Origin of the sequence: Citrobacter sp. CK181 (assembly GCF_030333595.1) — a bacterium.
GTDB lineage: Bacteria > Pseudomonadota > Gammaproteobacteria > Enterobacterales > Enterobacteriaceae > Citrobacter_B > Citrobacter_B koseri.
Genome location: NZ_JAOWFN010000013.1, coordinates 106,234 through 129,359, shown reverse-complemented (window position 1 = coordinate 129,359; position 23,126 = coordinate 106,234). Strand labels below are relative to the sequence as shown.

General features: G+C 48.0%; 25 protein-coding genes. 11 read left to right on the top strand and 14 right to left on the bottom strand.

The genetic code is table 11. The features are described from left to right. Positions 1-43: 43 nt before the first annotated feature. The 6 genes from OGW17_RS11980 to OGW17_RS11960 form a co-directional block, all read right to left on the bottom strand. The gene (locus OGW17_RS11980; RefSeq protein ID WP_054627861.1) at positions 44-589 is read right to left on the bottom strand and encodes a sigma-70 family RNA polymerase sigma factor; all 546 of its coding nucleotides are present in this window, start codon (positions 587-589) and stop codon (positions 44-46) included. Positions 590-597: 8 nt separating this feature from the next. Continuing rightward, a complete protein-coding gene (arsH, locus tag OGW17_RS11975) occupies positions 598-1,311 on the bottom strand; it encodes an arsenical resistance protein ArsH (RefSeq protein ID WP_023305188.1) in 714 nt (237 codons plus the stop codon). Between the two features lies 1 nt (position 1,312). Next, entirely contained in the window at positions 1,313-1,636 is a 324-nt protein-coding gene (locus OGW17_RS11970; RefSeq protein ID WP_025760241.1) for an ArsR/SmtB family transcription factor, read from the bottom strand. 130 nt (positions 1,637-1,766) lie between these two features. Then, complete coding sequence (locus tag OGW17_RS21660) at positions 1,767-1,889, bottom strand: putative zinc ribbon protein (protein WP_438286446.1); 123 nt, start codon at positions 1,887-1,889, stop codon at positions 1,767-1,769. A 381-nt stretch (positions 1,890-2,270) separates the two neighbouring features. After that, positions 2,271-3,290, bottom strand: coding sequence for a YagK/YfjJ domain-containing protein (locus OGW17_RS11965; protein WP_126498995.1), 1,020 nt, complete (start codon positions 3,288-3,290; stop codon positions 2,271-2,273). A 349-nt stretch (positions 3,291-3,639) separates the two neighbouring features. Next, positions 3,640-3,843, bottom strand: a complete 204-nt coding sequence (locus tag OGW17_RS11960) for a helix-turn-helix transcriptional regulator (RefSeq protein ID WP_063448364.1) — start codon at positions 3,841-3,843, stop codon at positions 3,640-3,642. Positions 3,844-4,208: 365 nt separating this feature from the next. Here OGW17_RS11960 and OGW17_RS11955 point away from each other — a divergent pair, with 365 nt between their 5' ends. The 8 genes from OGW17_RS11955 to OGW17_RS11920 all read left to right on the top strand — a co-directional run bounded on the left by OGW17_RS11955 (position 4,209) and on the right by OGW17_RS11920 (position 10,209). Beyond that, complete coding sequence (locus OGW17_RS11955) at positions 4,209-5,435, top strand: hypothetical protein (RefSeq protein ID WP_286452203.1); 1,227 nt, start codon at positions 4,209-4,211, stop codon at positions 5,433-5,435. Between the two features lie 353 nt (positions 5,436-5,788). Beyond that, the gene (locus OGW17_RS11950) at positions 5,789-6,223 is read left to right on the top strand and encodes a hypothetical protein (protein ID WP_286452202.1); all 435 of its coding nucleotides are present in this window, start codon (positions 5,789-5,791) and stop codon (positions 6,221-6,223) included. Positions 6,224-6,335: 112 nt separating this feature from the next. Beyond that, positions 6,336-7,175 (top strand): hypothetical protein, encoded by an 840-nt coding sequence (locus tag OGW17_RS11945; RefSeq protein ID WP_286452201.1) that lies wholly within the window; start codon positions 6,336-6,338, stop codon positions 7,173-7,175. Between the two features lie 692 nt (positions 7,176-7,867). After that, a complete protein-coding gene (locus OGW17_RS11940) occupies positions 7,868-8,689 on the top strand; it encodes a DUF932 domain-containing protein (protein WP_044599778.1) in 822 nt (273 codons plus the stop codon). Between the two features lie 69 nt (positions 8,690-8,758). After that, positions 8,759-9,229, top strand: a complete 471-nt coding sequence (gene radC / locus OGW17_RS11935) for a RadC family protein (protein WP_032294514.1) — start codon at positions 8,759-8,761, stop codon at positions 9,227-9,229. 8 nt (positions 9,230-9,237) lie between these two features. Further along, positions 9,238-9,459, top strand: coding sequence for a DUF987 family protein (locus tag OGW17_RS11930; protein WP_286452200.1), 222 nt, complete (start codon positions 9,238-9,240; stop codon positions 9,457-9,459). A gap of 31 nt (positions 9,460-9,490) precedes the next feature. After that, positions 9,491-9,847, top strand: a complete 357-nt coding sequence (locus OGW17_RS11925; protein WP_054627869.1) for a type IV toxin-antitoxin system YeeU family antitoxin — start codon at positions 9,491-9,493, stop codon at positions 9,845-9,847. 41 nt (positions 9,848-9,888) lie between these two features. Beyond that, entirely contained in the window at positions 9,889-10,209 is a 321-nt protein-coding gene (locus OGW17_RS11920) for a TA system toxin CbtA family protein (RefSeq protein WP_071605960.1), read from the top strand. Positions 10,210-10,622: 413 nt separating this feature from the next. Here OGW17_RS11920 and OGW17_RS11915 read toward each other — a convergent pair whose 3' ends face one another. Further along, positions 10,623-11,531 carry a LysR family transcriptional regulator gene (locus OGW17_RS11915; protein WP_049008086.1) on the bottom strand — a complete coding sequence of 303 codons (909 nt, stop codon included), beginning with the start codon at positions 11,529-11,531 and terminating at the stop codon, positions 10,623-10,625. Positions 11,532-11,642: 111 nt separating this feature from the next. Here OGW17_RS11915 and OGW17_RS11910 point away from each other — a divergent pair, with 111 nt between their 5' ends. The 3 genes from OGW17_RS11910 (at position 11,643) to OGW17_RS11900 (ending at position 14,862) form a co-directional block, all read left to right on the top strand. Then, entirely contained in the window at positions 11,643-12,650 is a 1,008-nt protein-coding gene (locus OGW17_RS11910) for a zinc-binding alcohol dehydrogenase family protein (RefSeq protein ID WP_071259159.1), read from the top strand. 127 nt (positions 12,651-12,777) lie between these two features. After that, a complete protein-coding gene (locus OGW17_RS11905) occupies positions 12,778-13,866 on the top strand; it encodes an AAA family ATPase (RefSeq protein ID WP_071259157.1) in 1,089 nt (362 codons plus the stop codon). A gap of 93 nt (positions 13,867-13,959) precedes the next feature. Then, positions 13,960-14,862 (top strand): carboxylate/amino acid/amine transporter, encoded by a 903-nt coding sequence (locus OGW17_RS11900; RefSeq protein WP_024131066.1) that lies wholly within the window; start codon positions 13,960-13,962, stop codon positions 14,860-14,862. 44 nt (positions 14,863-14,906) lie between these two features. Here OGW17_RS11900 and OGW17_RS11895 read toward each other — a convergent pair whose 3' ends face one another. The 7 genes from OGW17_RS11895 to nlpA all read right to left on the bottom strand — a co-directional run bounded on the left by OGW17_RS11895 (position 14,907) and on the right by nlpA (position 22,995). Then, positions 14,907-15,545, bottom strand: a complete 639-nt coding sequence (locus OGW17_RS11895; RefSeq protein WP_012135796.1) for a helix-turn-helix domain-containing protein — start codon at positions 15,543-15,545, stop codon at positions 14,907-14,909. Between the two features lie 16 nt (positions 15,546-15,561). After that, complete coding sequence (locus tag OGW17_RS11890; RefSeq protein WP_012135797.1) at positions 15,562-16,293, bottom strand: fimbrial biogenesis chaperone; 732 nt, start codon at positions 16,291-16,293, stop codon at positions 15,562-15,564. 10 nt (positions 16,294-16,303) lie between these two features. After that, positions 16,304-17,389, bottom strand: coding sequence for a fimbrial protein (locus tag OGW17_RS11885; protein ID WP_081353210.1), 1,086 nt, complete (start codon positions 17,387-17,389; stop codon positions 16,304-16,306). A gap of 14 nt (positions 17,390-17,403) precedes the next feature. Continuing rightward, a complete protein-coding gene (locus tag OGW17_RS11880) occupies positions 17,404-19,824 on the bottom strand; it encodes a fimbria/pilus outer membrane usher protein (protein WP_235424135.1) in 2,421 nt (806 codons plus the stop codon). Between the two features lie 94 nt (positions 19,825-19,918). Further along, positions 19,919-20,665: a fimbria/pilus periplasmic chaperone gene (locus OGW17_RS11875; RefSeq protein WP_049008079.1), complete on the bottom strand. Its 747-nt coding sequence runs from the start codon at positions 20,663-20,665 to the stop codon at positions 19,919-19,921. Positions 20,666-20,717: 52 nt separating this feature from the next. Continuing rightward, entirely contained in the window at positions 20,718-21,275 is a 558-nt protein-coding gene (locus OGW17_RS11870; RefSeq protein WP_012135801.1) for a fimbrial protein, read from the bottom strand. Between the two features lie 901 nt (positions 21,276-22,176). Further along, positions 22,177-22,995 carry a lipoprotein NlpA gene (gene nlpA / locus OGW17_RS11865; protein WP_049008078.1) on the bottom strand — a complete coding sequence of 273 codons (819 nt, stop codon included), beginning with the start codon at positions 22,993-22,995 and terminating at the stop codon, positions 22,177-22,179. Positions 22,996-23,126 lie beyond the last annotated feature (131 nt).

Below are 23,126 nucleotides of genomic sequence, written 5' to 3'. Positions count from 1 at the left end.
TTTACACTGAGGTAAACGAAGGTGACGGGAAAAAGATGCGCGATTAATTCATTTTTTTGTGGCAGCAGACGGGAGACGTGTCATCCGCCTCAATCTGACAAAGTTCTGTCATCGTTTCTTTCAGGTGCTTTCTGGCTCGAAGCAAACGGGATTTAAACGCCGTAAGCGTGATTCCCAGTTCATCGGCCAGAGACTGCTGGGGACGCCGGTTAAGGTCGGACTCTTCAATCAACCATCGCTCATCTTCGGGTAAAGCCTGTAATGTTTCAGGCAGGCAAATATCCAGCGTTGAGATTGCATCAGGGGATGCGTCTGTTAATGGGGCATCTTCTTCCAGCTCAACAAACTCCCTGGTGGTGCGGTACTCATCAATCAGCAGATTCCTCGCCGCCCGATATAGCCAGGCTCGCGGATTCTCCATCTCGCAGAAACTGTCTGAATGAGCGCGGGCACGCAGGAATAGCTCTTGCAGAAGGTCTGCTGCTTTTTCGCTATCACCTGTCTTCGATGTCAGGAAGCGAGAGAGTTCGGCTTCATGTTGCCGCCATAACGCGCTCATGCAGTTGTTGAATGCCGTTACATCACTCATCCTAGCCCTCAGATTTTGCTCTGATTAACCCGCCGGGAAAGTTCTTCTGCAGACTCTTTACGTTCGCTGTAGCGATCGACGAGATAAGCTGAGCTACCTCTTGTCAGCAGAGTAAATTTCACCAGTTCTTCCATCACATCCACGATGCGGTCGTAATAAGACGATGGTTTCATTCGTCCATCTTCATCAAACTCCTGCCAGGCTTTTGCCACGGAGGACTGATTCGGGATGGTGATCATCCGCATCCAGCGGCCAAGAATGCGCATCTGATTTACGGCATTGAAAGACTGGGAGCCACCGCAGACCTGCATAACGGCCAGCGTCTTACCCTGAGAAGGGCGAACAGCGCCTTCCGAAAGTGGTATCCAGTCAATCTGGGCCTTCATGATGCCGGTCATCGCACCATGGCGTTCAGGTGAGCACCACACCATGCCTTCGGACCAACGAACCAGCTCACGCAGCTCCATGACTTTAGGATGCGAATCAGGCGCATCATCAGGAAGAGGCAAGCCAGAAGGATTGAAGATCCGCACCTCTGCGCCCATGGCAGTCAGCAGCCTTGCAGCTTCCTCAGTTGCCAGTCGGCTGTAGGAACGTTCGCGTACAGAGCCGTACAACATGAGGATACGTGGAGGATGGGGAACGGCAGGAACGCCGAATCTTGCCTCTGTGATTGAGGTGTCGAACAAACCCGAATCAACATTCTTAAGATCACCTGTCATTTTACTTCTCCGTCTTCTGGGGCATGGTGAGGCAGTCGTCAGTTCCTGAGCAGCATTCTTCTGTCAGGAAGGCAATCAGAGCCTCAAGATTTTCATATCGAGCATGGCAAAAGAGCGTTCTGCCCTGACGTTCCTGGCGTACCAGAGAAACTGATATCAGCGATGAGAGATGATGGCTCAGCGTAGAGGCAGGGATGTCGAGCCGCTTCTGCAGTTCGCCAACCGGTAAACCTTCATGCCCGGCTTTAACCAGCTCTCTGTACACGCTCAGTCGTGTAGGATGTCCCAGCTCTTTCAGGGTGTCTGCTGCTTTTGAAAGCTCCATTTGCATCTCGTTTCTATATTTCCGGAATTGTGGAAATATACCTAATTTCATTTCCTGGTAAAAGAGGGGCAATGGTAGATGTCGGCACGCTCAGATTTAACCTACGAACTCTAACGACCGAAACTGTCTCTTAAACGTCTAACACATAAATCAAGTCGCGACATTTCGGACAAACCTTGTCCCCATGCCAGTGAGTATCGCACCAGCAGCATCGCCATTGCCGTATCGTCGTGTTAGTAGGTCGAAGGCGCATTTCTGGAGGCGGGATAGTTTTTGGCGAGGTTTGTTCTGGTACTGTTTGGGGCTTGTTAAATCGACATGTTTTAAGCCGAGCAACATTGTTGATATGCCTCGGTATGTGCACAAACGTTTTTGTAGATGTCAGAGGATCAAACTGAAGACCGATCTGCAGTTTGCAGTAAATACAAAGCAATGAATCAAAATCAACCTGTTGAACAGATTCTGGTGTAACCCATTCACCATCTACGGTGACGGCGTGAGTGGCTAAGACGAAGTAATTCATCATGAACTCCGTAACAAATGAAAAAAGCCAGCATGGTTAGCTGGCTTTGTAGATAGAAGGGGGGAAGGAAGCATTACCGACTGTTACAACAGGTTAGGTTTACCGGCCTATTTATGCTCTCTTCCTTTTTTTCAATGAACGTACTTCTCCGCGACCAAAGGTTCTGGCATTACCCGGAAGAACCAGACGTGCACAGGCATCGATTTTGGTGATGTAACTTAGCGCCTTAAGTAACCCCTTGTCCTTACTACTGTCACCGCGTTTCAGTTTGCCGAGGCAGCAGTCCTCATAACGCTCTTTGTAAGCGTTGCAGTTGTAGAACATGCCTTTACCTTTAGTAATAGTTTCATTCCAGTATCTCCCGAAAGCATGAGCAATCACGCCATCCTGTTGTGCCTTATTACCATTTAAGATAAATAGCATGTGGTAATGAAATTTACGTTGTGGGCCATATTCCAGTTTCCATACCGTCCCGAGGACATGGCGAAACATTGGATTCTTTTGCATATTGCGAAACAGCTGCTGACGGTGCTTACGGGCATCATCAGCAGTGATATCAGCTTTGTGCTCATTTGCCCATGATAAATCAACCCGCAAGACCAGCAGCCGGGAATGACGCTCCTGCAGATGTCTGATGTAATTCATCACTCCCTTAAGATTTTTAACCGAAGCCCTCTGATACTTTCTGCATGCTTTTTTAAATCCTGCCTGGCTCACAGTAAACCGGTAATCCTGTATCAGCTTATTCAGCATTTCTGCTGTGGTAACAGTGTCTGCCCCTGCTATTTTCCCGTTATGGACACGCGAATATAAATTGGCGCCAGTAAATAGACGCTGGAAGGTAGCTATACGTGGATTAGCTATTCGTACTTTCATTGCATCTTGTGGCAACATATTAAGATAACGGATGGCATCAAGAATGGTGACTGACTCAGCGCTCTCTTTGTATCCTGAACGGTTATACAGAATAGCGAAAGGTAACTTACGTCCTCTGCTGATAGTTTTAAGACAACTATCCAGTTGTTCTAATCTGAGTCTGAATTCATTGTCATCGGATATGGTGACATAGGGAGTATTATTCTCAATGTGATATTCAGCATGAGATAACAGGAATGATTCTGGTAAGGCCATAATGTATTTCTCTGAGACCGGTCAGCAATGGCTGACCGGCAATGTATTAGTGTGGTTATTGGATGAGTGTCTTTGTCTAATATTCAGTATGAATAGTTATATCAGAGGTAGTGTCTGTGTGATAACAAAGTATAAGTGTATAACACCTCAATGAGATGGGTATAAAGTGCTTATATGGGTTGATATTGTTTGATGATTGAGTGCATTAATGACCGATTGATAATGCATTAAATACAATAATAAATAAACCGTCTTTATAAATCACATAAAACCCATGAGCAACAAGGCACGCAAGTATAAAAGCATGGTGTAAAGTTAGTGACCTTTTTATCACTATCTTTAATTGTCTTTATGCTCTCGAGTCATTAATGCGGGCTTCTAACCATTCTTTTACTTCACGTTCAATCCAGCGGGAACTGCGGCCAAACTTTATAGGTTTTGGAAATTTCCCTTGCTGTGCCATTTTATAAAACCACTTATCAGACAGACTGGTCAGCTCGGTAATGAAAACCATATCAACGAACCGGTCTTTATAAATATCAATCTCTTTCATGACTTCTCCAAAAGAATTTAACATGAGGACGCCGGGCGGCATCCTTTCAAATGGATAGGTCAGGTATGTATGGTTTTACATTTCTATGGAGAGTCTCCATAGTGGTTGAAGAGTCATTACTGAAAGCATACAGGGACAGGTTATGGCCTTTCACTATGGCGATAAGGAAACTTTCCTTACACCCCTGTCTAAAAAAAGCTACTTTCTATGTAATTTGTCACTAGTACTGCACGTTTCATCAAAAAAAACACTACAAAAAAACTACGAAAAATCTACTTATTGACTATGCAATACACTACAACTATTATCAGTATAAAAATAATGGATATGCTGTAAATTGAGTCCGGCATTCAAAGAGGTAAAAGATGAGTTTAAGCAAAGGAAAGAATGAGGATTACAGGCTAAAAATAAAAACAAAAAGAGAACTATCCGTTTTTTATTGGTTTGTAATGGAAAATAAACCTATGGTCGATCGCTACCGTTCCTCACCTCTAAAAAACATGAAAAGAATAAACTCAATTTACCGAATGAATATACGGGATGCCTCTTTACTATTATCTGAAATTATCAGCGACTATTATTCAGGTGTCCTTGATGCTATACTTCATTATGAAAGAAAAATAGAAATTTTTCTTGACTCACTTCTTCCAGAATCAGAGTTTGAATGGTTCAGGAAAAATGAGCATGCTTGTTATTTTGTTTGGTTAAGTATTAAAAAATACTATCCTCAGCTATCTTCTGAAATGCTCAATATTCAACAGGAGGTTGCGCCACAAAAATTTAGCAATGTGCATTCTCTGGTTGACCTATCAGGTCTTGATAATTTTAGCCAAAAGAATCAGCATGCAATTGCATCGGAACCTTTTCTTTCAGAAATAAACTCGCTGCATGTACATCCCGCATCCCACAAAGAACGTTATAACTCTATCCTGTATTTCATGGATCTAGTTCCATCATACTTCATTGATAAATTATCATTTATAAAAAACATAAGGTCTCAATGGGATGTTAAGTTTAAAGCAAAACGTAAGTTAAATATCCCCGTGGAAAATACAGGTCTATGCCAGTGGGCCTGGGACTATATGAAAAATAAACCATCCATGAGGAAGCGCGTTTACAGTCAAGGCACAGAAGCGCCAGAGGGGGGAATTAAATTATCTGTTGAAGATTATTCACTCTCAATATGTTCTGCTGACGACAAATATGGCATCTGCAATAAGAATATGTCAGAAAGTACGGCACAGGAGGATTACAATAAATCACCTAACAATGACGCTGATAATGACAAGAGTTCAAAGCATGAAAGTGGCATAAAAAAGGTGAGTTATAAAACCATAGACCTTTTTCCGGAAAATGGCAGTTCTCTATCCAGTATTAACAGAATTGGCTGGCATGATGCATTTGAGATCATTCAGCCATCGACACCAAGAGAAACATATTTAGCTATCCATGCAGTCTGGATTTTCTATGTTGGAGGAACCTTCTTGGAACCAGAACTTTATAACCAGTTTAAGCGTGCCAGGGATACATACCTTACCCGTAAAAGAAAAAAAATAAAAATAATCAGAAATAAATTACAGGAGCTGAATTAGTCTGTGGGCAACTGGTGAGCTTATAACTTAGTATAAATTACCCCATAAAAGTGCCTTGAAAGTATTCCAGATCATTTCACATCTATATTACCCACATGAAGCCGTGCCAGTATGTATTACTGGCGCGGCTTCTTCACATTGATCTATTGCACCGATCGATACTCAAGCAGTGATAGTTACTGACTATTAATAGAGAGGAATCGATCGTTTTATCAATAGAATATAACGATCAATTCCTGGAAACTGATCTGTAGTAACGATTATCCCATTCTCTCTCAAATGCATAGGATCAGGTGGCCTTTTGTACAGCAAAGGGCCATTTTTCGTTTGTAAAACAACAGTAAGGAATCTCTATGTTCAAGGTCACTTCTGCACTCTTTCTCAGTGCAACTTTGTTCACCACCGCTGCCCACGCGACCATTCAGGAACAGCAGTGGGGTAACTGGTTTGGTAATACCAGCGGAATGGAATTTGGTATTAATGCCGACAATGATGTTGGTGAGCGCATTACCTTCACTTGCATCGGAGGCCACCTGGGCATCACCTACAGCGTCCCAGCAAAGAACTATTCCATTTCTTCTGGGGCAGGTCTGAAAAAGCCAGGGTTGATCATCAACTCAACCCACTATCAATTAGGCGAAGCTGCATTTATGGCGCTCAAAAACACCAATGATGAAGGAGTGCTGGAAGTCACTGAAGCCAAAAAACCATTGTCCAAACCGTTCAAAAATGTAGGTCTTCAGGAAGCGCTGAAAGAGGTAACCTGGCAGGACTGCATCAGCCGTTAAGCACCTTCTTCGCCTAATTCTCAAAACAGCACAGTTTGCTGTTTTAACCACTCGTTGCTGGAGTTCAGATACGTCCAGCAGAGCCAACGACAAACGTCCTCAGGGTGTCATCATGACAGAGTTTATTTCACGCTTATTTGTTATCTCAGTGCTTTCATTTCCGGCCCTAAGTTTTGCCATCACAATTCCCGGTAATATTCACCCAGAGCGATACACGTTCTTTCTAACAGATAGAGGCGGTGAAATGCTTCGCGAAATGAACGATGCGGCAGTCAGCGTAAAACTCAACAACAAAGTTGGTTTTAGCGCTGAGGCACAGAGCAAGGCTGCTGCTGCGAACATATCTCCTTTGCTGTACGCAGCATCACCCCTTGAACAGAACTTTATCCGCTACGACAGTAAACCGGTTAAGGCTCTGACTTGTCTCGTAACGACCCGCACTATGCCGGGTCAGAATAAAAATTACACATGGGAGGAAACCTACTGCCTTGATGAAACCGGTGCTGCTTACATCGGCACAAAAGGCTGGCCGTCACGTGCTATCGTCGAAAAGAGTTGCGAGGTGGGTGTCCCCAGTTGTCCTGTATATCTTGGTCTGAACAATGATCCACCGACCATGCGGAATGATGCTGCGCAATATATTCCTTACAACAGCAAACGCGTAAGTAGGAATAAAGAAAGTAACTCTCAGCTAAAACCAGCAGCTGGAGAAATGGTCGCAGAGCAGGACGGTTATGTGGTGAATTATGTAAAAGGTAGCAGTTGTGCTGACAACAAACTGGTTGTTAAAAACACAAGCTCCGGGAAAACCGCCGAAATTGCAGGATTAAATGGTTGCTCTTTTGACCCGAAGAAAAATGCAGTAATTATCTTCCCTCAAAATGAATACGTCGGCGTTTACAGTGGCCCCACAAACGCTTCTGAGGAAATAGCCTCAGTCGATCTCCCCTAATTACTCTTCTAGTCCGGTATAAGCTTCCTGCGATACCGGACGCCTTTTGGATCAACCTATGAAAACTAAAAAATCCCCGGACGATACAACGCCAGATGCAGAATCATTTGGGTTGACCTGGCCCGTTGTTTTCAGCGTCGCAGGCCTCACTCTGCTGAGAAGTAAGTCGGTCGTATGCCAGACAATGGGAGCCAGCCTGATGACCTATAGCCTGATAAGACTCATAAAAAAACTCGCCACGCTTGCCTGAAAAGTCCCAATCAGGCAACACGGTTTGTGTTCTAACACCTGTACCAGACGTACTATCACCTTCCGAAGCTCGCCTGGAAGCTAACTCTCGACAAAAGCTGAAGCGTTCCTTTATCAAAGGGCTGGCTGCAATAGCAGAGGACAGAATCAATGATGATGCCTTTGTTTTATCGGTGTGCAGCAAAGCGTATGAACGCTTACCTCTGAACATAAGGCGAGTCGTTAAATACGAGTGGTGTCTTCGATACTTCCAGTACAGTAAACCCTTTATTCTGCAGCGATTACAACATCACCAGGCCGAAAAGCTAATACCACCGGCATTACCTGACAGAGAACTCTCGCCACAGCAGAGCCAGCCACCAGCCTCTCCCTGAACATTTTATCTTCCATCCAATGCCACTCTACTGGAGTGGCTTTTATGCCCGTTTTAAAAGGAATCAACTATGACCCGTTTAGCCAGCCGCTTTGGTGCAGTCAACCTTGTTCGTCGTGACCGCCCGTTAACTCGCGACGAACTGGCCCATTATGTGCCCAGTGTCTTCAGCGAAGAAAAGCATGAATCCCGTAGTGATCGCTATACCTACATCCCGACAATTACCCTTCTCGATAACTTGCAACGCGAAGGCTTCCAGCCATTCTTCGCGTGTCAAACCAGAGTCCGCGACCAGAGCAAACGAGAGCATACGAAGCACATGCTGCGCCTGCGTCGTGAAGGCCAGATTACTGGCAAACAGGTTCCCGAAATTATTCTGCTGAACAGCCACGACGGCTCCAGCTCATATCAGATGCTACCGGGGTTATTCAGAGCAGTTTGCCAAAATGGGCTGATTTGCGGTGAGAGTTTTGGCGAAGTACGCGTGCCGCATAAAGGCAACGTAGTAGAGAAAGTCATCGAAGGGGCCTACGAAGTACTGGGAATATTTGACCGCGTAGAAGAGAAACGCGATTCCATGCAGTCGCTTTTGTTGCCGCCGCCCGCTCAGCAGGCTATGGCGAAAGCGGCGCTGACATATCGCTTCGGTGAGGAGCACCAACCGGTGACAGAGACGCAGATACTTTCCCCACGCCGCTGGCAGGATGAGAGTAACGACCTGTGGACCACTTATCAGCGCATTCAGGAAAACCTAATTAAAGGCGGGCTATCGGGGAGAACAACCAAAGGAAAGCGCGCCCATACCCGAGCAGTGAAAGGTATTGACGGTGATGTGAAGCTCAACCGGGCCCTCTGGGTGATGGCTGAGAATATGCTGCAGCTTGCTTCATGATCTCTTCCACTATTTTCCCTTAACGCCTTTCCGAAGATTCGGAAGGGCTTTTCTTTCTAAGGAGCAACCATGTCTACGATCAATTTATCCCCGGTATTTCCTGCAAACGAGCAGCGAGTCATCCAGCGAGCATTACGTCTGCTGGAGAAATACCAGCGTCAACCGAGTGAGTCATTTACCTCTACCAGCCTTACAAAAACCTGGCTGCAACTGCAGATGGCTCACCTGGAGCGGGAAGTCTTCATCGTAATGTATCTCGACAATCAGCATTGCCTGCTGGAGCGAGAAACACTGTTTACCGGCACGCTCAGCCATACCGAAGTGCATCCCCGCGAAGTGGTTAAATCAGCCCTGAAACATAACGCTGCTGCGGTCATTTTGGCGCATAACCACCCGTCCGGCACGACAGAAATCAGCCAGCAGGATAAACATGTCACGCAGCGAATTGCTAAAGCCTTGGCTCTGGTGGAAGTGCGTGTGCTGGATCATCTTGTGGTCGGGAACGAAGTGGTGTCTTTTGCTGAATGTGGCTTGTTATGAGGTGCAGAATGAAAATCATCAGTAAGAGCCAGGCGATGCATATTTATCGTCAGCATCCCGAATCCAGGCTATCTGCCTTCTGTACAGGTCACTACCAGTGGCATGGCAGTGTATGCCATTACTATGGACATGAAGTTCAGCATATCAGCGGCGTACTCGCTGTTTTTGTTGAACGTCGTCAGGACCGGGCAGGCCCGTACGCTATTCTTCACTGCGTGACGGTGAACTAATCATCCCACTCAATCATTAAGGAGTATATTAATGCAGTCGACCACCATATCCGGCACATCGGCGGAGAACACATCCTGCCTTCAGTGGGGATTAAAACGTAATATCACGCCGTGCTTCGGCGCTCGTCTGGTACAGGAAGGCAACCGCATATACTTTTTGGCTGACCGGGCAGGATTTAATGGCTCATTCAGTGACGCAGAAGCATTGAGTCTGGACCAAGCGTTTCCACTAATGGTGAAACAGCTTGAGCGGATGCTGACAACTGGCGAGCTTGATCCTCACAACCAGCACTGCGTCACACTGCATCACAATGGACTTACTTGTGAAGCTGACACTCTCGGCTCTTATGGCTACGTTTATATCGCCATTTATCCCCATCAGCTATAACCAGTTAACACCTTCCTCTACTTTTATCAGGGAATCAACTCATGCATATTTCGACTGTACCGAAAACAGTGACGGTTTCGTCACGCCTGTCTCCTGTCCAAGTTTGGCAAAAACTATTAACGTATATTTTAGAGCATCATTACGGCCTCACGATCAACGACACACCGTTCAGTAACGATACGACGATTCAGGAACATATAGAGGCGGGAGTGAATCTTACTGATGCTGTTAATTTCCTTGTGGAACGATTCGAGCTTGTGCGCATTGACCAGAAGAGTTTCTCCTGGCAGGATCAAGAACCCTGGATAACATCTTTGGATGTTCATCGGGCACAGTCCAACCTTGGCTTGAAACGCCCATAAATCAGCCAACTGATCCTTAAGGAAAAACATGTGGGGGCATAATCGGGGGCACATCAGTAAAGCGCATAGGAAAATAATCAATAAATTCAACATGATTAACCACCAAATGCGACTCCTGTGATCTCCGCCAAAGTTCCTCACTCTTCCCCTGGGTCTTAAGCCAATTCCCCAAATTCATTCCTTCATTGCGACCTGATCTTTAAATGCCCTCGCCCACTATCAAGAAATCGATCATAGCTGTATCGTCCTGACGGCCTGGAGCGAACGGGAGAAAACATTGCCTGGTGAACTAAAAGAAGCACAACCGCAGTTAAAAAGGATTAAGGGCGCGCTGATTCCCCTCGTTATATTGTGCGCCGGATGGCGCTTACGCTTATCCGGCCTACACACTACAAACGGCAACGCGTATCGCCTCACATCGGGGGGAGTTCCAGTCTTTCGCAGCGCGCTTTTACCGCTTCGTGCAGCAGGCGGACTGCCGTCGAAAGCTGTTTGCGGTGCGGGCAGATCATGTTCAGCGGGACTTTCTCTCCCTGATAATCTGGCATCAGGCGCTGCAATCGCCCGTCACGCACATCTTCAGAGACATCAAGCCAGGATTTGTACGCCATCCCCTCACCGGCGATAGCCAGCCGCCGGATAACTTCAGCATCGTCGCTCATCATGGTGCCGTTGACCTGTACGCTGCTGACGTCACCGTTGCGGATGAACGTCCAGCGGTCATGCAGGCGTCCGCGCAACACGAACGTTAACGCATTCAGATGCGCTAAATCATCGGGATGACGCGGATCGCCGTATTGCGCGACCCAGTCCGGCGAAGCCACCAGCACACGCCGGTTATCGGGAGAGACAGGCAGCGCGATGTAAGAAGCATCTTCCGTATTGCCGTAACGGAACGCGACATCAACCGGATCTTTAAATACATCGGCGACCTGATCGGAGAAAAACACCCGCAGGCGCAACGCAGGGTGGCGACGGCGAAACGACTGGAATACCGGGAGCAGTAAATTGCGCCCAAGATCGGAGGGCACGGCGATTTGCAGCGTACCGGAGATCTCATCTTCCGGCGTCTGAATTTTTTGCAGCCCGGCGTGCATCACCTCAAGCATCTGCCTGGCGTAGGGCAACCAGACCTCGCCTTCCGGCGTCAGCCGTAAGCTGCGGGTCGAGCGTGCGAACAGGCGAATGTTTAACGTAGACTCCAGCCGTTTGATGGCGGAACTGACCTGGGCAGGCTGTACCCCGGCTTCCCGCGCCGCATCGCTAAAACTGTTTAGCGCCGCCGCGCGAACAAACAACGTGAGATCTTCAAGCCGGAACATTTTCACTCCCCGAATATAAGTCCTGTCGTCGTGAGGCTATTTTTCCCGTTCTGCTGGCGGTTTACCATCGAATTATACAAACGATAAACCTGTTCCCACACCGGAGATGTTATGAAAGCCATCGCAATTACCCGCGCCGCGCCAGAAGGCAGTAATATTGAGTTTTTACAGGACATTGACCTCCCTGTTCCGGTCGCCGCCGGACATGACCTGCTGGTTGAGGTGAAAGCCATCTCCGTTAACCCGGTCGATACCAAAGTACGCGCGGGTTTTAACGCAGAGACCCCGCGCGTGCTGGGCTGGGATGCCACAGGCGTAGTGAAATCAGTCGGCGAGGCGGTGACATTGTTCGCACCGGGGGATGAAGTCTGGTATGCCGGCGCGTTGGGCCGTCCGGGAAGCAACAGCGAGTTCCAGCTTGTTGATGAGCGCATCGTCGCGTTGAAACCCAAAACGCTGGATAATGCCGCCGCCGCAGCGCTGCCGCTGACCTCGATCACCGCATGGGAAATGTTGTTTGACCGCCTCGGCGTTGAAGAAGGCGGCAACGAAGGGGATACGTTGCTGATTGTCGGCGCCGCAGGCGGCGTGGGCTCCATCCTGACGCAGCTGGCCCGCAAACTCACCCGACTGACGGTGATCGGCACCGCGTCGCGCCCGGAAAGCCAGAAATGGGTACGCGAAGCCGGTGCGCATCATGTCATCGACCATAGCAAACCGCTGACGGAAGAGCTGGCGCGGATCGGCATCAACGCGGTGACGCACGTCGCCAGCCTGACCCACACTGATAAGCATTACCCGCAGCTCATCGAAGCCCTGGCGCCGCAGGGTAAGCTGGCGCTGATAGACGATCCGGCAACGCTCGACGCACGACCGCTGAAAACAAAGAGTATTTCGCTGCACTGGGAGTTTATGTTTACCCGCTCAATGTTTGAAACCGACGACATGATCGCCCAGCATCAGCTACTGACCCGCGTGGCGCAGCTCATTGATGCTAAGGTGATTCACACCACGCTGGGCGAGCATTACGGAGCCATCAACGCGGCGAATATTCAGAAAGCGCACGCACAGCTTGAAACGGGCCGCTCCGTCGGCAAGATTGTGCTGGAAGGCTTCTGATAAGCCCCCCAGGGGCGAGAAAGTCGCCCCTGCTTTTTTATGCGCCGCGTAAAACTATATGAACGGGTTGTCTCTTCCGGGACGAAATCGCTATGCTTGGCGCATCGCCCCTCTACCGCTAACGCCCATGATCAAAACGCTGCACATCGAAAACTACCGCTCGATTCGCCATCAGTCTCTGGAACTGGAACAGCTCAATATCGTCTTCGGCCCTAACGGCACCGGAAAGTCGAATATCTATAAGGCGATTCACCTGATGCACAGTGCGGCACAGGGGCAGTTCTCACAGGCGCTGGCGAACGAAGGCGGCATTCTGAAGGTATTCTGGGCCGGGAAAACGCGCAGCGACCAGTTGCGGCGCATGACTCTGGCGGTAGAAACAGAAACCTATGAATACGAGTTACAGGTAGGGTTTGTCGAGAAGCTCCCCTACCCGTCGCAGTTCGATCTCGACCCGGTCATCAAAGAGGAGTCTGTCTGGTTGAGCGGACACGCTCGCCGCCCCTCCTCACAGTTGATGAAACGTAAAAACCAGGTCGTATTCCTCAATAATATCCATCACGAGAAAGTCACCCACAGCGGCACGCTGTATGAGAACGAGTCGGTATTCGGCCAGTTGGGAGAGCCACACCTCTACCCGGAGGTGTCGCAGATGCGAGAAATGCTGCGCAACTGGCGCTTTTATCATGAGTTTTCAGTCTCGTCTGGTTCTGCGATTCGTGTTCCGCAGGTGGGATTCCGCTCACCGGTTCTGGCCAGCGACGGAGCAAACCTGGCGGCAGCGTTCCAGACAATCGTCGAGATTGGCGATGAACTGCTGCTGATGCGGATTCTCGATCGGGCATTTCCCGGTTGCGTGTTCTACAGCGATAACAGCGGCGGCCACTTTCGCCTGATGATGAAACGCGAAGGGTTGACCCGTCCGCTGGAACCTGCGGAGTTCTCGGATGGCACGCTACGTTTCCTGTGCCTGGCCGTAGCGCTGTTAAGCCCGCGACCGCCAGCTTTTATCGCGCTCAACGAACCGGAAAACAGCCTGCATCCGCAGATGTTGCCCGCCCTCGCCCAACTGATCGCCGAAGCCAGCCGCCATTCGCAAATCTGGCTCACCAGTCATTCGCCTGAACTGGCCAATCTGATCGAGAAACATGCCGCGTTTTCGCTGTATCAACTGGCGATGGAGGACGGTGAAACACAGCTTACCCGACTGTCGTAAAAGTGGGCGATGCTAACGCCCGTCTCGTTTGTGCCGCCATCTCTGCTATGATGCCTGCACATAAAAAAGACAAAACACCATGTTGAGGAAAAAATGGGGTCCACCAGAAGAGGGATGCTGAACGTCCTGATTGCCGCCGTATTATGGGGAAGTTCAGGGGTTTGCGCGCAGTACATTATGGAACAAAGCCAGATGTCGTCGCAGTTTCTGACCATGACGCGTCTAATATTCGCCGGGTTGATTCTGCTGATGCTCTCGTTTGTTCACGGCGACAAAGTATTCTCCATTTTCAAAAACCGCCAGGACGCCCTAAGCCTGCTGTTCTTTTCCATCATGGGGGCGCTTACCGTACAGCTCACCTTCCTGCTCACCATTGAGAAATCCAATGCCGCCACCGCAACGGTGCTGCAATTTTTATCGCCGACGATTATCGTGGCGTGGTTCTCGCTGGTACGGAAAGCGCGCCCCGGCATTCTGGTGCTGACGGCCATTCTCACCTCTCTTATTGGCACCTTTTTACTGGTAACACACGGTAATCCGACATCGCTGTCTATCTCGCCTGCCGCGCTATTCTGGGGGATTGCCTCCGCGTTTGCCGCAGCGTTTTATACGACCTGGCCCTCTACGCTGATCGCGCGTTACGGCACGCTTCCTGTCGTTGGCTGGAGCATGTTGATCGGCGGCGTGATATTGCTGCCCTTCTATGCCGGGCAGGGAACGGATTTTGTGGTCAGCGGCAGCCTGATTCTGGCGTTTTTCTATCTGGTGGTCATCGGCACATCGCTGACTTTCAGCCTGTATCTGAAAGGGGCGCAAATGATTGGCGGGCCGAAAGCGAGCATTCTGAGCTGCGCGGAACCGCTAAGCAGCGCGTTGTTATCGCTGCTGTTGCTGGGCATCAGCTTCACCCTGCCGGACTGGCTTGGTACGTTGCTGATCCTCTCGTCGGTGGTGCTGATTTCAATGGATTCCCGCCGTCGCGCCCGGGCGGCATAAGGCAAAAGAGTGGGCTCCAATAATCTGGTCCACTCTTTTATCGCTTATAATGTCGCGTTAATGTTTATTAGCCTTTTGTATAATCTGCAATTTTTCTGGTCGATAAGCTTACGCGTCAGCGCCCAGCGCTCCCGATAAACCAGTTTATCGCTCACATTTAATTCCAGTGCGATTTCTTTAACCGACATGCCTTGTAAGAGATGAAACACAATTTGCTGCTCACGCAGCGTGAACAAGAAACTACTTGAACGGCATTTTCTATTACCATTAATCACCGCATTACAATGCACCATGAAAGCATCCATGCGCTCCCTGACCGCCGTAAGGCCATGCAGTCCGGCAACCGAAAGAAAAGAGGTATGGTCAGGGTTATACATATCGACAAAAAAGAGTATATGATTAAAACGCATTCGCTTTATCTCTTCCCCTTTTGCCGAGAGGGTAATATCGTGTTCGAGCGTGCGACTGCGTTGTTTATACGTCGCATCAAACCGCAATGAAAACGGAATAAAATTACTGTACTTATCGATCAGGTGAAAGGGTATATCTTCATTAAGCCCCATTTTCAATCCTGATTCATGCAGGGCATCTTCAAAAAGTGTATGAATGGCAATACCATCATAAATATTTTTTGTCAGGTAAATAAATTTAAAACGTAAGGATGAAGGGTTAAAATTAAGCATAACGTTATCCTTCGCATTAGTAGTTATAGGTATTGACCACGCCATAATCATCAATCCATGAGAGTGTTTTGACTGTGCCCTCCCCTTTTGTGTTTTTGGGTAAAACAACCGTTTTAGTTGACAATGGTGCCCAAAGACCATCATCAGGTAATTGCTTTATTTCTGTACCGTCATTCAACGTAAGATCCATTAATGTTACGTACAAAGGTGAGTTATTCTTTACTAACAGGCAGCGTTTTCCTCCACAATCAGATAAAGAGATGTGTAATTCTTTTATACTTTCCTCAAGGGTGATTGCTGCCAGTGCAGTGGGCCGCCAGAATAACTTCACCCGAGTACGAAAAGCGACCTGTAGCGCGCCCTTCTCCGCTTTACTATCAGCCACAGGAGGGACTTCCAGCGTGTTCAGCCAGAATAAAGATTCTCTGTCAGCAGGTAATGTATGCTGGTCGCCAGTAAACTGCACCCGCACCGCCCGGGATGTTTTTCCTTCAAGCCGAAAAATCGGAGGTAAAATGATAAACGGTGTTTTAATCTCCTCGGGACGATCAAAAATATTGTCTTTTTCAGTCCACAACTGCAATAAAACGGGTTTCAGCCCTTCATTGTAAATAGTAAATGATGTTTCGCGCGCCTTTTCATTAATTATCACTCGCGTGTAATTAATATACGTTGCCGACATAGCCGATGACGGCAATAAAAGTAAAATCAGGAAGTGGTTCAGAACATATTTTAGCCGTTTCGCCATGCCCCCTCCTCTATTTATAGACAAGGGTGAATGTCACTGCACCTCTGACATCGCCAGAAGAGACATTTGCCGCAGTCTGATATAAACCGGCACGTAGTGGCACGGTATAATTCGCATTGTCCTGAGCCGGATCATAATCCGTCAGGAGATATGCCGTATTAAACGACAGAGGGATATTCTGATCGTCCAACAACTGAATACCCACGCCACTCGCCGTTGAGGTGCTCGCCAGCGCAAAAACACCGTTGGCGTTATCAATAATGGCCGTGGTCGGCGTAAACAAATAGCTGATGCTCGATAACCCTGCCGGGCATTTTGTAAAGTTCAGATTAAAATCAGTACGCGCGGCGGTATAACCTATGCCACTAAAATCAGTTCGGCTAACAGCCGGTAAATTAACCGTGACATCCGATGTCGTACAGGTTCCCCCGGTGGTGGATATGATCAGCCCTCCCGCCAGAAAATCAGCGATCATATAGGTGCCGCTGCCAACAGACGTACTGCCCCCGTATGTCTGGTAGTGTCGCATATACATCGGGTCAAAGACGGAAGTGCTGCCTGCGGTTAACGATGTCGAGGTTTTTACAAAACGGATTTGGACATCCACGCCGAGATTCCATGAACTTCCATCGCCTGTCACCGTAAATAACTGCGAAGGCGTCTGCTGCCCTCCGGTCGCAATGGTAAGAGGATACCAGTCGCTGGTTTGCCCTTTTACCGTATAGCGCCAGCGAGCGATATACCCCAACCCGGTTTTTACCGTCGTGTCATAGACAGTATACGTTTGCCCATCGACCTGGGTAGTTCCCCAAACGGTGTAGGGGGGATACCCCTGTACCGCCATCGGGATGGCGTAGCTTTGATAATTAGTACGATGAGAGCAGGTCCATGCCGTCGGGTTGTAAGAGGTCGCCCAGGTACCTAATAAATCACCGACGGCAGCATCTTTACCCACCTGTACGGTCGTAGAGTCAAAGTACTGGTAGTAGCCATTGGTACGCTCACAGTTCACCCACGTCCCGTCCGCTCGCGCCACGCCGCACATCGCCGCCAGTGCCAGAAAAGAGAGGGCAACGCCCGTTACGATAGTTTTCATCTTTCACTCCTTAATTACTGGCATACCGCATCAGCCCGACGTAAGTCGGCGACATCTGCGCTTTTCTGCTCTGATAAGCGGTAACTGAACTGGCACTCCTGACCCGATCCACTTCCCCATTTCACGCGCAATTTGCCCACCAGATTCTTAACGCGCGCAAAACTTTGCCCGCCCTGGGCGATGTAACCGACAGTATTGCCGCTCTCATCGACCACATCGGCGCCAAAAGGCAGCACATCACCGGCATGGCGGAGAGTGAAAAGCACGGAATACCCTGTATCCGTGGCGTATTTCATCAACACCACGGCGCCTGCGGTAGGGACGCTGTTCTGGCTGGTGACGTCCAGGGAGATATCATTCGATAACCCCCGGGGATCGAGCTCAATCGTGTTCTGACGATAGGGTGAGAGGTAAGGCACTGCGGCATTACCATTGCGGTTAAGGCTAAGGCTGCTGTTGTTTGCCACCTTTGCGCCTCCCGCATGTTCCGCTTCAATGACCGCCATGGTGTCCCCCATGATCGGCGTCAGCACAACGCCATTTTGCCAGGCGACAACACCGCCAGAGAGGTTCATGCCGTATTGCTGGTAGCCCTGGCCTGCTGAGAAACTGCCACCCATGCTGGTCCACGGCGAAGTCCAGTTACCACTGACGCCGCCCGTGGTTTTATTGCTGCTATGGTCGTAGTCATCCTGATTGACGAACGCGCCCCAGTTATACTGACGGTTCTCCCCGGAGGTGCCGGCGATTGAGTTTTGCAGCCCCCGATGTCCGCTTTCCTGAACATAGGTGGTACTGAGATAAGCCGAGCGCGCGCTGTTCCCTAACGGCAGGGAAATCCCTATCGCGATTTTGTTATCCCATTTGTCTTTCACTAAATCGCGGGTACGGCTGGCGTTGAGGTTAAAATTGAACCACTTGAACGCATTGGTGTAACCCAACTGATACTCGGTATCACGCCCGCTTTTGTTCCAGTAATCCTGAGTGCTGGCACTGAGATTAATGCTCCCAAGCGTCTCGGAAATAGTTTGCGTTGCGCTGAGTTGCAGACGATTCTTGCGGTTAATGCTGCTGGAATAAGCCCCTTTATGTGTCCGCTCTAAATCACGCATCAACATCGCATCGTCAATATCGTAATAACCGGAGCTGGAATAGCGATAGCTCGCCAGGGTGATATTGGTATCAACGACGGGCAGAATCCTGGCAAATGAAAAGCGGATGCTCTGGCCTTCACGTTTACTGTTATCCGCAAGCGTCGTTCGCGCATGCGTTATGTCAGCAGAAAGCGCGCCAATGAGCGTATTGAGCGCGACGCCACCTGCGACCGATTGATAATCCTCCCCGCCCATCGCACCGGTGTAAGTGGTCAGTAAGTTAGTAAAACCATGACGGAATGTCCCCATCGCAATCTGTGGTTTCTCATTCACGGAGGTATTCCGATAGCGCCCCGCCATCAGCGAATAGCGACTGGTTCCCGGACGGAGCAGTTCAGCGATGGAAGCATAGGTCACGGTAAAACTGTGCTCACTCCCATCTGCCTCTTTAATCGTTACCAGCAGATCGCCGCCGGTGCCATTGGGGTACAGGTCATCAATACGGAACGCGCCTGGCGGAACCGTCGTTTGATAGATACGCGCGCCGCGCTGACTCACGCTGACGAGTGCGTTGGTGTTCGCAACACCGGTAATAACTGGCGCATAGCCTCGCTGGGAATCCTCATACATACGATCGTCAGAAGTCAGCATTACGCCCCGAAAACCAACGCTGTCGAAGACCTGGCCATCCGTAGTGGAATCACCCATCACCAGTTTGCTGCGCAGCGGAATAATGCCGCGCTCAAGATAAGTGCTGGTTGAGTCATAATGCCAACCCTGATCGTTGTTCCAGTTGAAAACACCGCGATAGCGTAAGCGCCAGGCATCCCAATTGAGCCCTCCCATCAGGCTCAGATACTGAGATGACATAGAGTCCGTTCCAGACATCTCTGCATGCCATGCGTTGTAATCATATTGCAACGTCGCAGCAGGAATACCGTTATCCCATAATTCAGGACTAACATAGCCGCGAACCTGGCGAAGCAGCCATATCTGAGGCGCCTGCACATTGATGCGCTGTGTCGTCACATCGTAATAAGCTGTTAAATCAGAAGATATATCACCAATACGCACACAACTTTCATTATTCTTTAACGACTGGCGCAGCATTGGATCAATTTTATCAATATCGATTCCCAGCGTTGATATCAGCTTCAGCGTAAAACACGGTTTGGCTACCACGGCATTGCTTTTATCATTTTCGAACTTAACTTCACCACGCCCTCGCCATTTGTCGTTCACATACAGATCGACATTATATTGTCCCTGCGGAACCGGGTTTCCCTGAGAATAGTTGCTAACATCAATCGCTGAGCGTAAAAAATCGCTATTAAATTGCACTTCATCATTTTCAGCGAAGGCAACCTGAAAAGAAATAAAAGATAAAACAACGAATTGAGCAATGCGGGTTAATCTCAGAGGACAAGAAATAACGTTATGGGCTACTTTGTAATTTTTGCTCATTTGTTGTTTCTCCACCATAATCATTTATTACACTGTAAAAAACTGAAGCACCGCTCAATTGCGTCGATTTTTTATTAGCGAGCGGGAATACTATTTCGCTTTTCGGCTTCACCATACGTTGGGGGAAGTTTTCTACAGCAGCTAATACAGCTGACCCTGTTGTTCGACGAATCTCAACCTTGCTGAAAGTGATGTAATAGGGAGAGTCGTTTACTACTTTTATGTTGTTCCCTTGTTGGTATATTTTTAATTCTTTATAAGACTGTAATGGTGTTGGTTGCAGATTATCCGGGCGATAGAATAATTTTATTCGGGTACGAAATGCCAACTGCATATGCGTTTTGCCCGACGTTGAATCCTGTGCTTTTGGCGGAATTTCCAGCATGTTGAACCAAAACAAGGACTCCCTGTCCTGCGGCAATGACGGGTTCGTCGCCATGATTCGCACAGCTTGCCCTTTCGCCGGATCAATGCGAACAACGGGAGGAGCAATGAGGAACGGAACCGTGATCTCCCCAGGCTTTGCATTTGGGTTACCATCATCCATCCATATTTGTAAAAGATAAGGATTATTCCCCCGGTTTTTTAACTGTACCGTTGATTCCTTGTCTTTTGCATTAAATACAATGCGTGTTCCGTTAATCACAACGTCAGCCATAGCATTCAGTGAGAACGCCGAAAATAACAATACCAGCCCGGAAGATAATATCTTTAACATCTCATCACCTCATAATCAGGAGTAAAGGACGCCGCCTTTACTCCTGTCTTTATTACTCGTAAACCATGGTGTAATCGACCTGAGTCGTTACAGAGCCCGCAGTAGATGCGCCAGTAGCATAATATTGCGCAAAGTAATTCAGCGTACCGTTTCCAGAAGAGATATCGACAGGGATATCATTCTGACCATTCGCTACTGAAGCCCCTGCAACAATGGCGTCACGATCGGCGTTTAATAATTGAACCTGCACGTTAGTCGCTGCATCTGCCGCTGCTGAATCAATGTTCAGACGACCGGTTGTGCTATCAACATAAGCGCCAGGTTCGAAGTAGGTGCTGGCGGTATTTAAAGATGTTCCTGAGCAGTTACTCAGCGAGATAGTGAACGGCGTAGCACCTGCCGTTGCGCCTGCTGCGCCGAGCGTAGTAGACGAAACGGTTGGCAGCGTTACCGTTGCATCATTACTGCCACCGTCGACAGAAATAGTACAAGTTGTATCAGTAATTTGTCCGTTAATTGTAATAGTTCCATCCACCGCAAATGCTGAAGCAGTAAATGCGGAAGTGATAACCATTGCTAACGCGGATAACGCATAATTATATTTACGCATAATAAATTCCCCTGGTGTTGTTGATATAAATGAACTACGTATTGAATGTGTTATTAAGGCAAAACAAACCTCATCCCATTATCAAAAATGAGTACTGAATAACACCTTCCGGTTCCATTGACATAATATACGCAAAACTTTCATCCGCAATATTAGGATTTTTCAACCAAAAGAAATCAAATCCAAATGCTTACAGGAAAATAAAGTACCGCATAATATCTGCGCTATTCACCATGCAAAATATATCGATAACCAGGTTTTTATAAGACAGTATCAGTTAAAAAAAGATAAAATTTTATAAATCAAATAAATTGATCCAGATCACTGCACAACCCAAAACAGTCGAAATTTAAACATATAAAAAACACAATAAAAACCAAATATCAAACAAACAAAAACAAAACGATTACATTTATTGCTGCATTATTAGCCAGAAAACACCACTTTTAGAATTACGAGAATAATCCTGACAATACGACTAAAGTATTTTATATAATTTATTAATAATTAATGAGTTATTACAAACAAATCATTTTTTTAATTTTTTACAAGAATAATCCTATTTAGATTCTAAACGTAACTATTGTTAAGCTAAGGTTACAATACATACCATTTCCAGGAATTTTACCGGAACGATCTTTTCTTTTAATCACCTACTATTTCTCAGTATAAAAATCTAAAGATTGCTTACCACAACCTTACAAAAAAGGACAATCCACTATTAGAATCGGCTTTTTTGAGCACAAAAAAGAATGGAAGGGGAAAGTTTGTTGAAAACTCCGAACGGGGAAAAAAGAAGAGAAATTTCGCTATTGTCGTTAAGCGGGAAATACCATGCTGCATGTTATCGCCAGAAAAGAGTCTCTGGCGATAAAGTTCATTTAACTTAAAGCGTTACCGATCACCACCCCGGCACCGCGCCACCGTTAAAGATAGTCTCTGCGGCTTTCGCAACTTCCGGCGACTGATAAGACTGTAAAAACGCTTTCACATTTTCAGCATCTTTGTTGTCTTCCCGCGCCACCAGTATGTTCACATACGGCGAGTTTTTATCTTCGATAAAGACGCTGTCATGCACCGGCGAAAGTCCGGTTTGCTGGATGTAGGTGGTGCTAATGATCGCCACATCCACTTTCGCATCGTCCAGTACGCGCGGCAGCTGCGCGCCTTCCAGTTCCATAATATTCAGATGACGTGGGTTGTCAGTGATATCCAGCGCCGTTGGTAACAGACCTTTCCCCTCTTTCAGGGTAATCAACTTCTCTTTTTGCAGCAGCAGGAGCGCACGCCCGAGGTTAGTCGGATCGTTAGGAATGGCGATCGTCGCCCCGTCTTTCAGTTGATCAACCGTTTTAATTTTTTTCGAGTAGCCCGCCATCGGGAAAACAAAGGTGTTGCCTACCGCTACCAGCGTGTAGTTATGGGCTTTGTTATCTTGTTCGAGGAACGGTCGATGCTGGAACACGTTGGCGTCCAGTTCGCCGTGATTGGTCGCATCGTTAGGCAGCAATGAACCGCTGAATCCTACCAGTTCCACATCAAGACCGTACTTCTCTTTGGCAACTTTCTTCGCGACTTCCGCCACATCCTGCTCGGCGCCGTTAATCACGCCGACTTTGATGTGTTTCGCGTCGCTGCTTTGCTGATCGCACCCCGCCAGCAATATGCCCGCCAACAGTACCGCCGCCCCTGCCCGTAAATGAGATATCGTCAATTTCACGTTTTTATCCTTATTAAATAACCATCTGATGGGTAATGAAATGACTATAGCGGGAAGGCCGCTGCGGTTTAAAAAACGAAAAGGCATCAGCAAGAAGAAAAAGGCATATACAAAAAGCCCGGTGGCGCGAA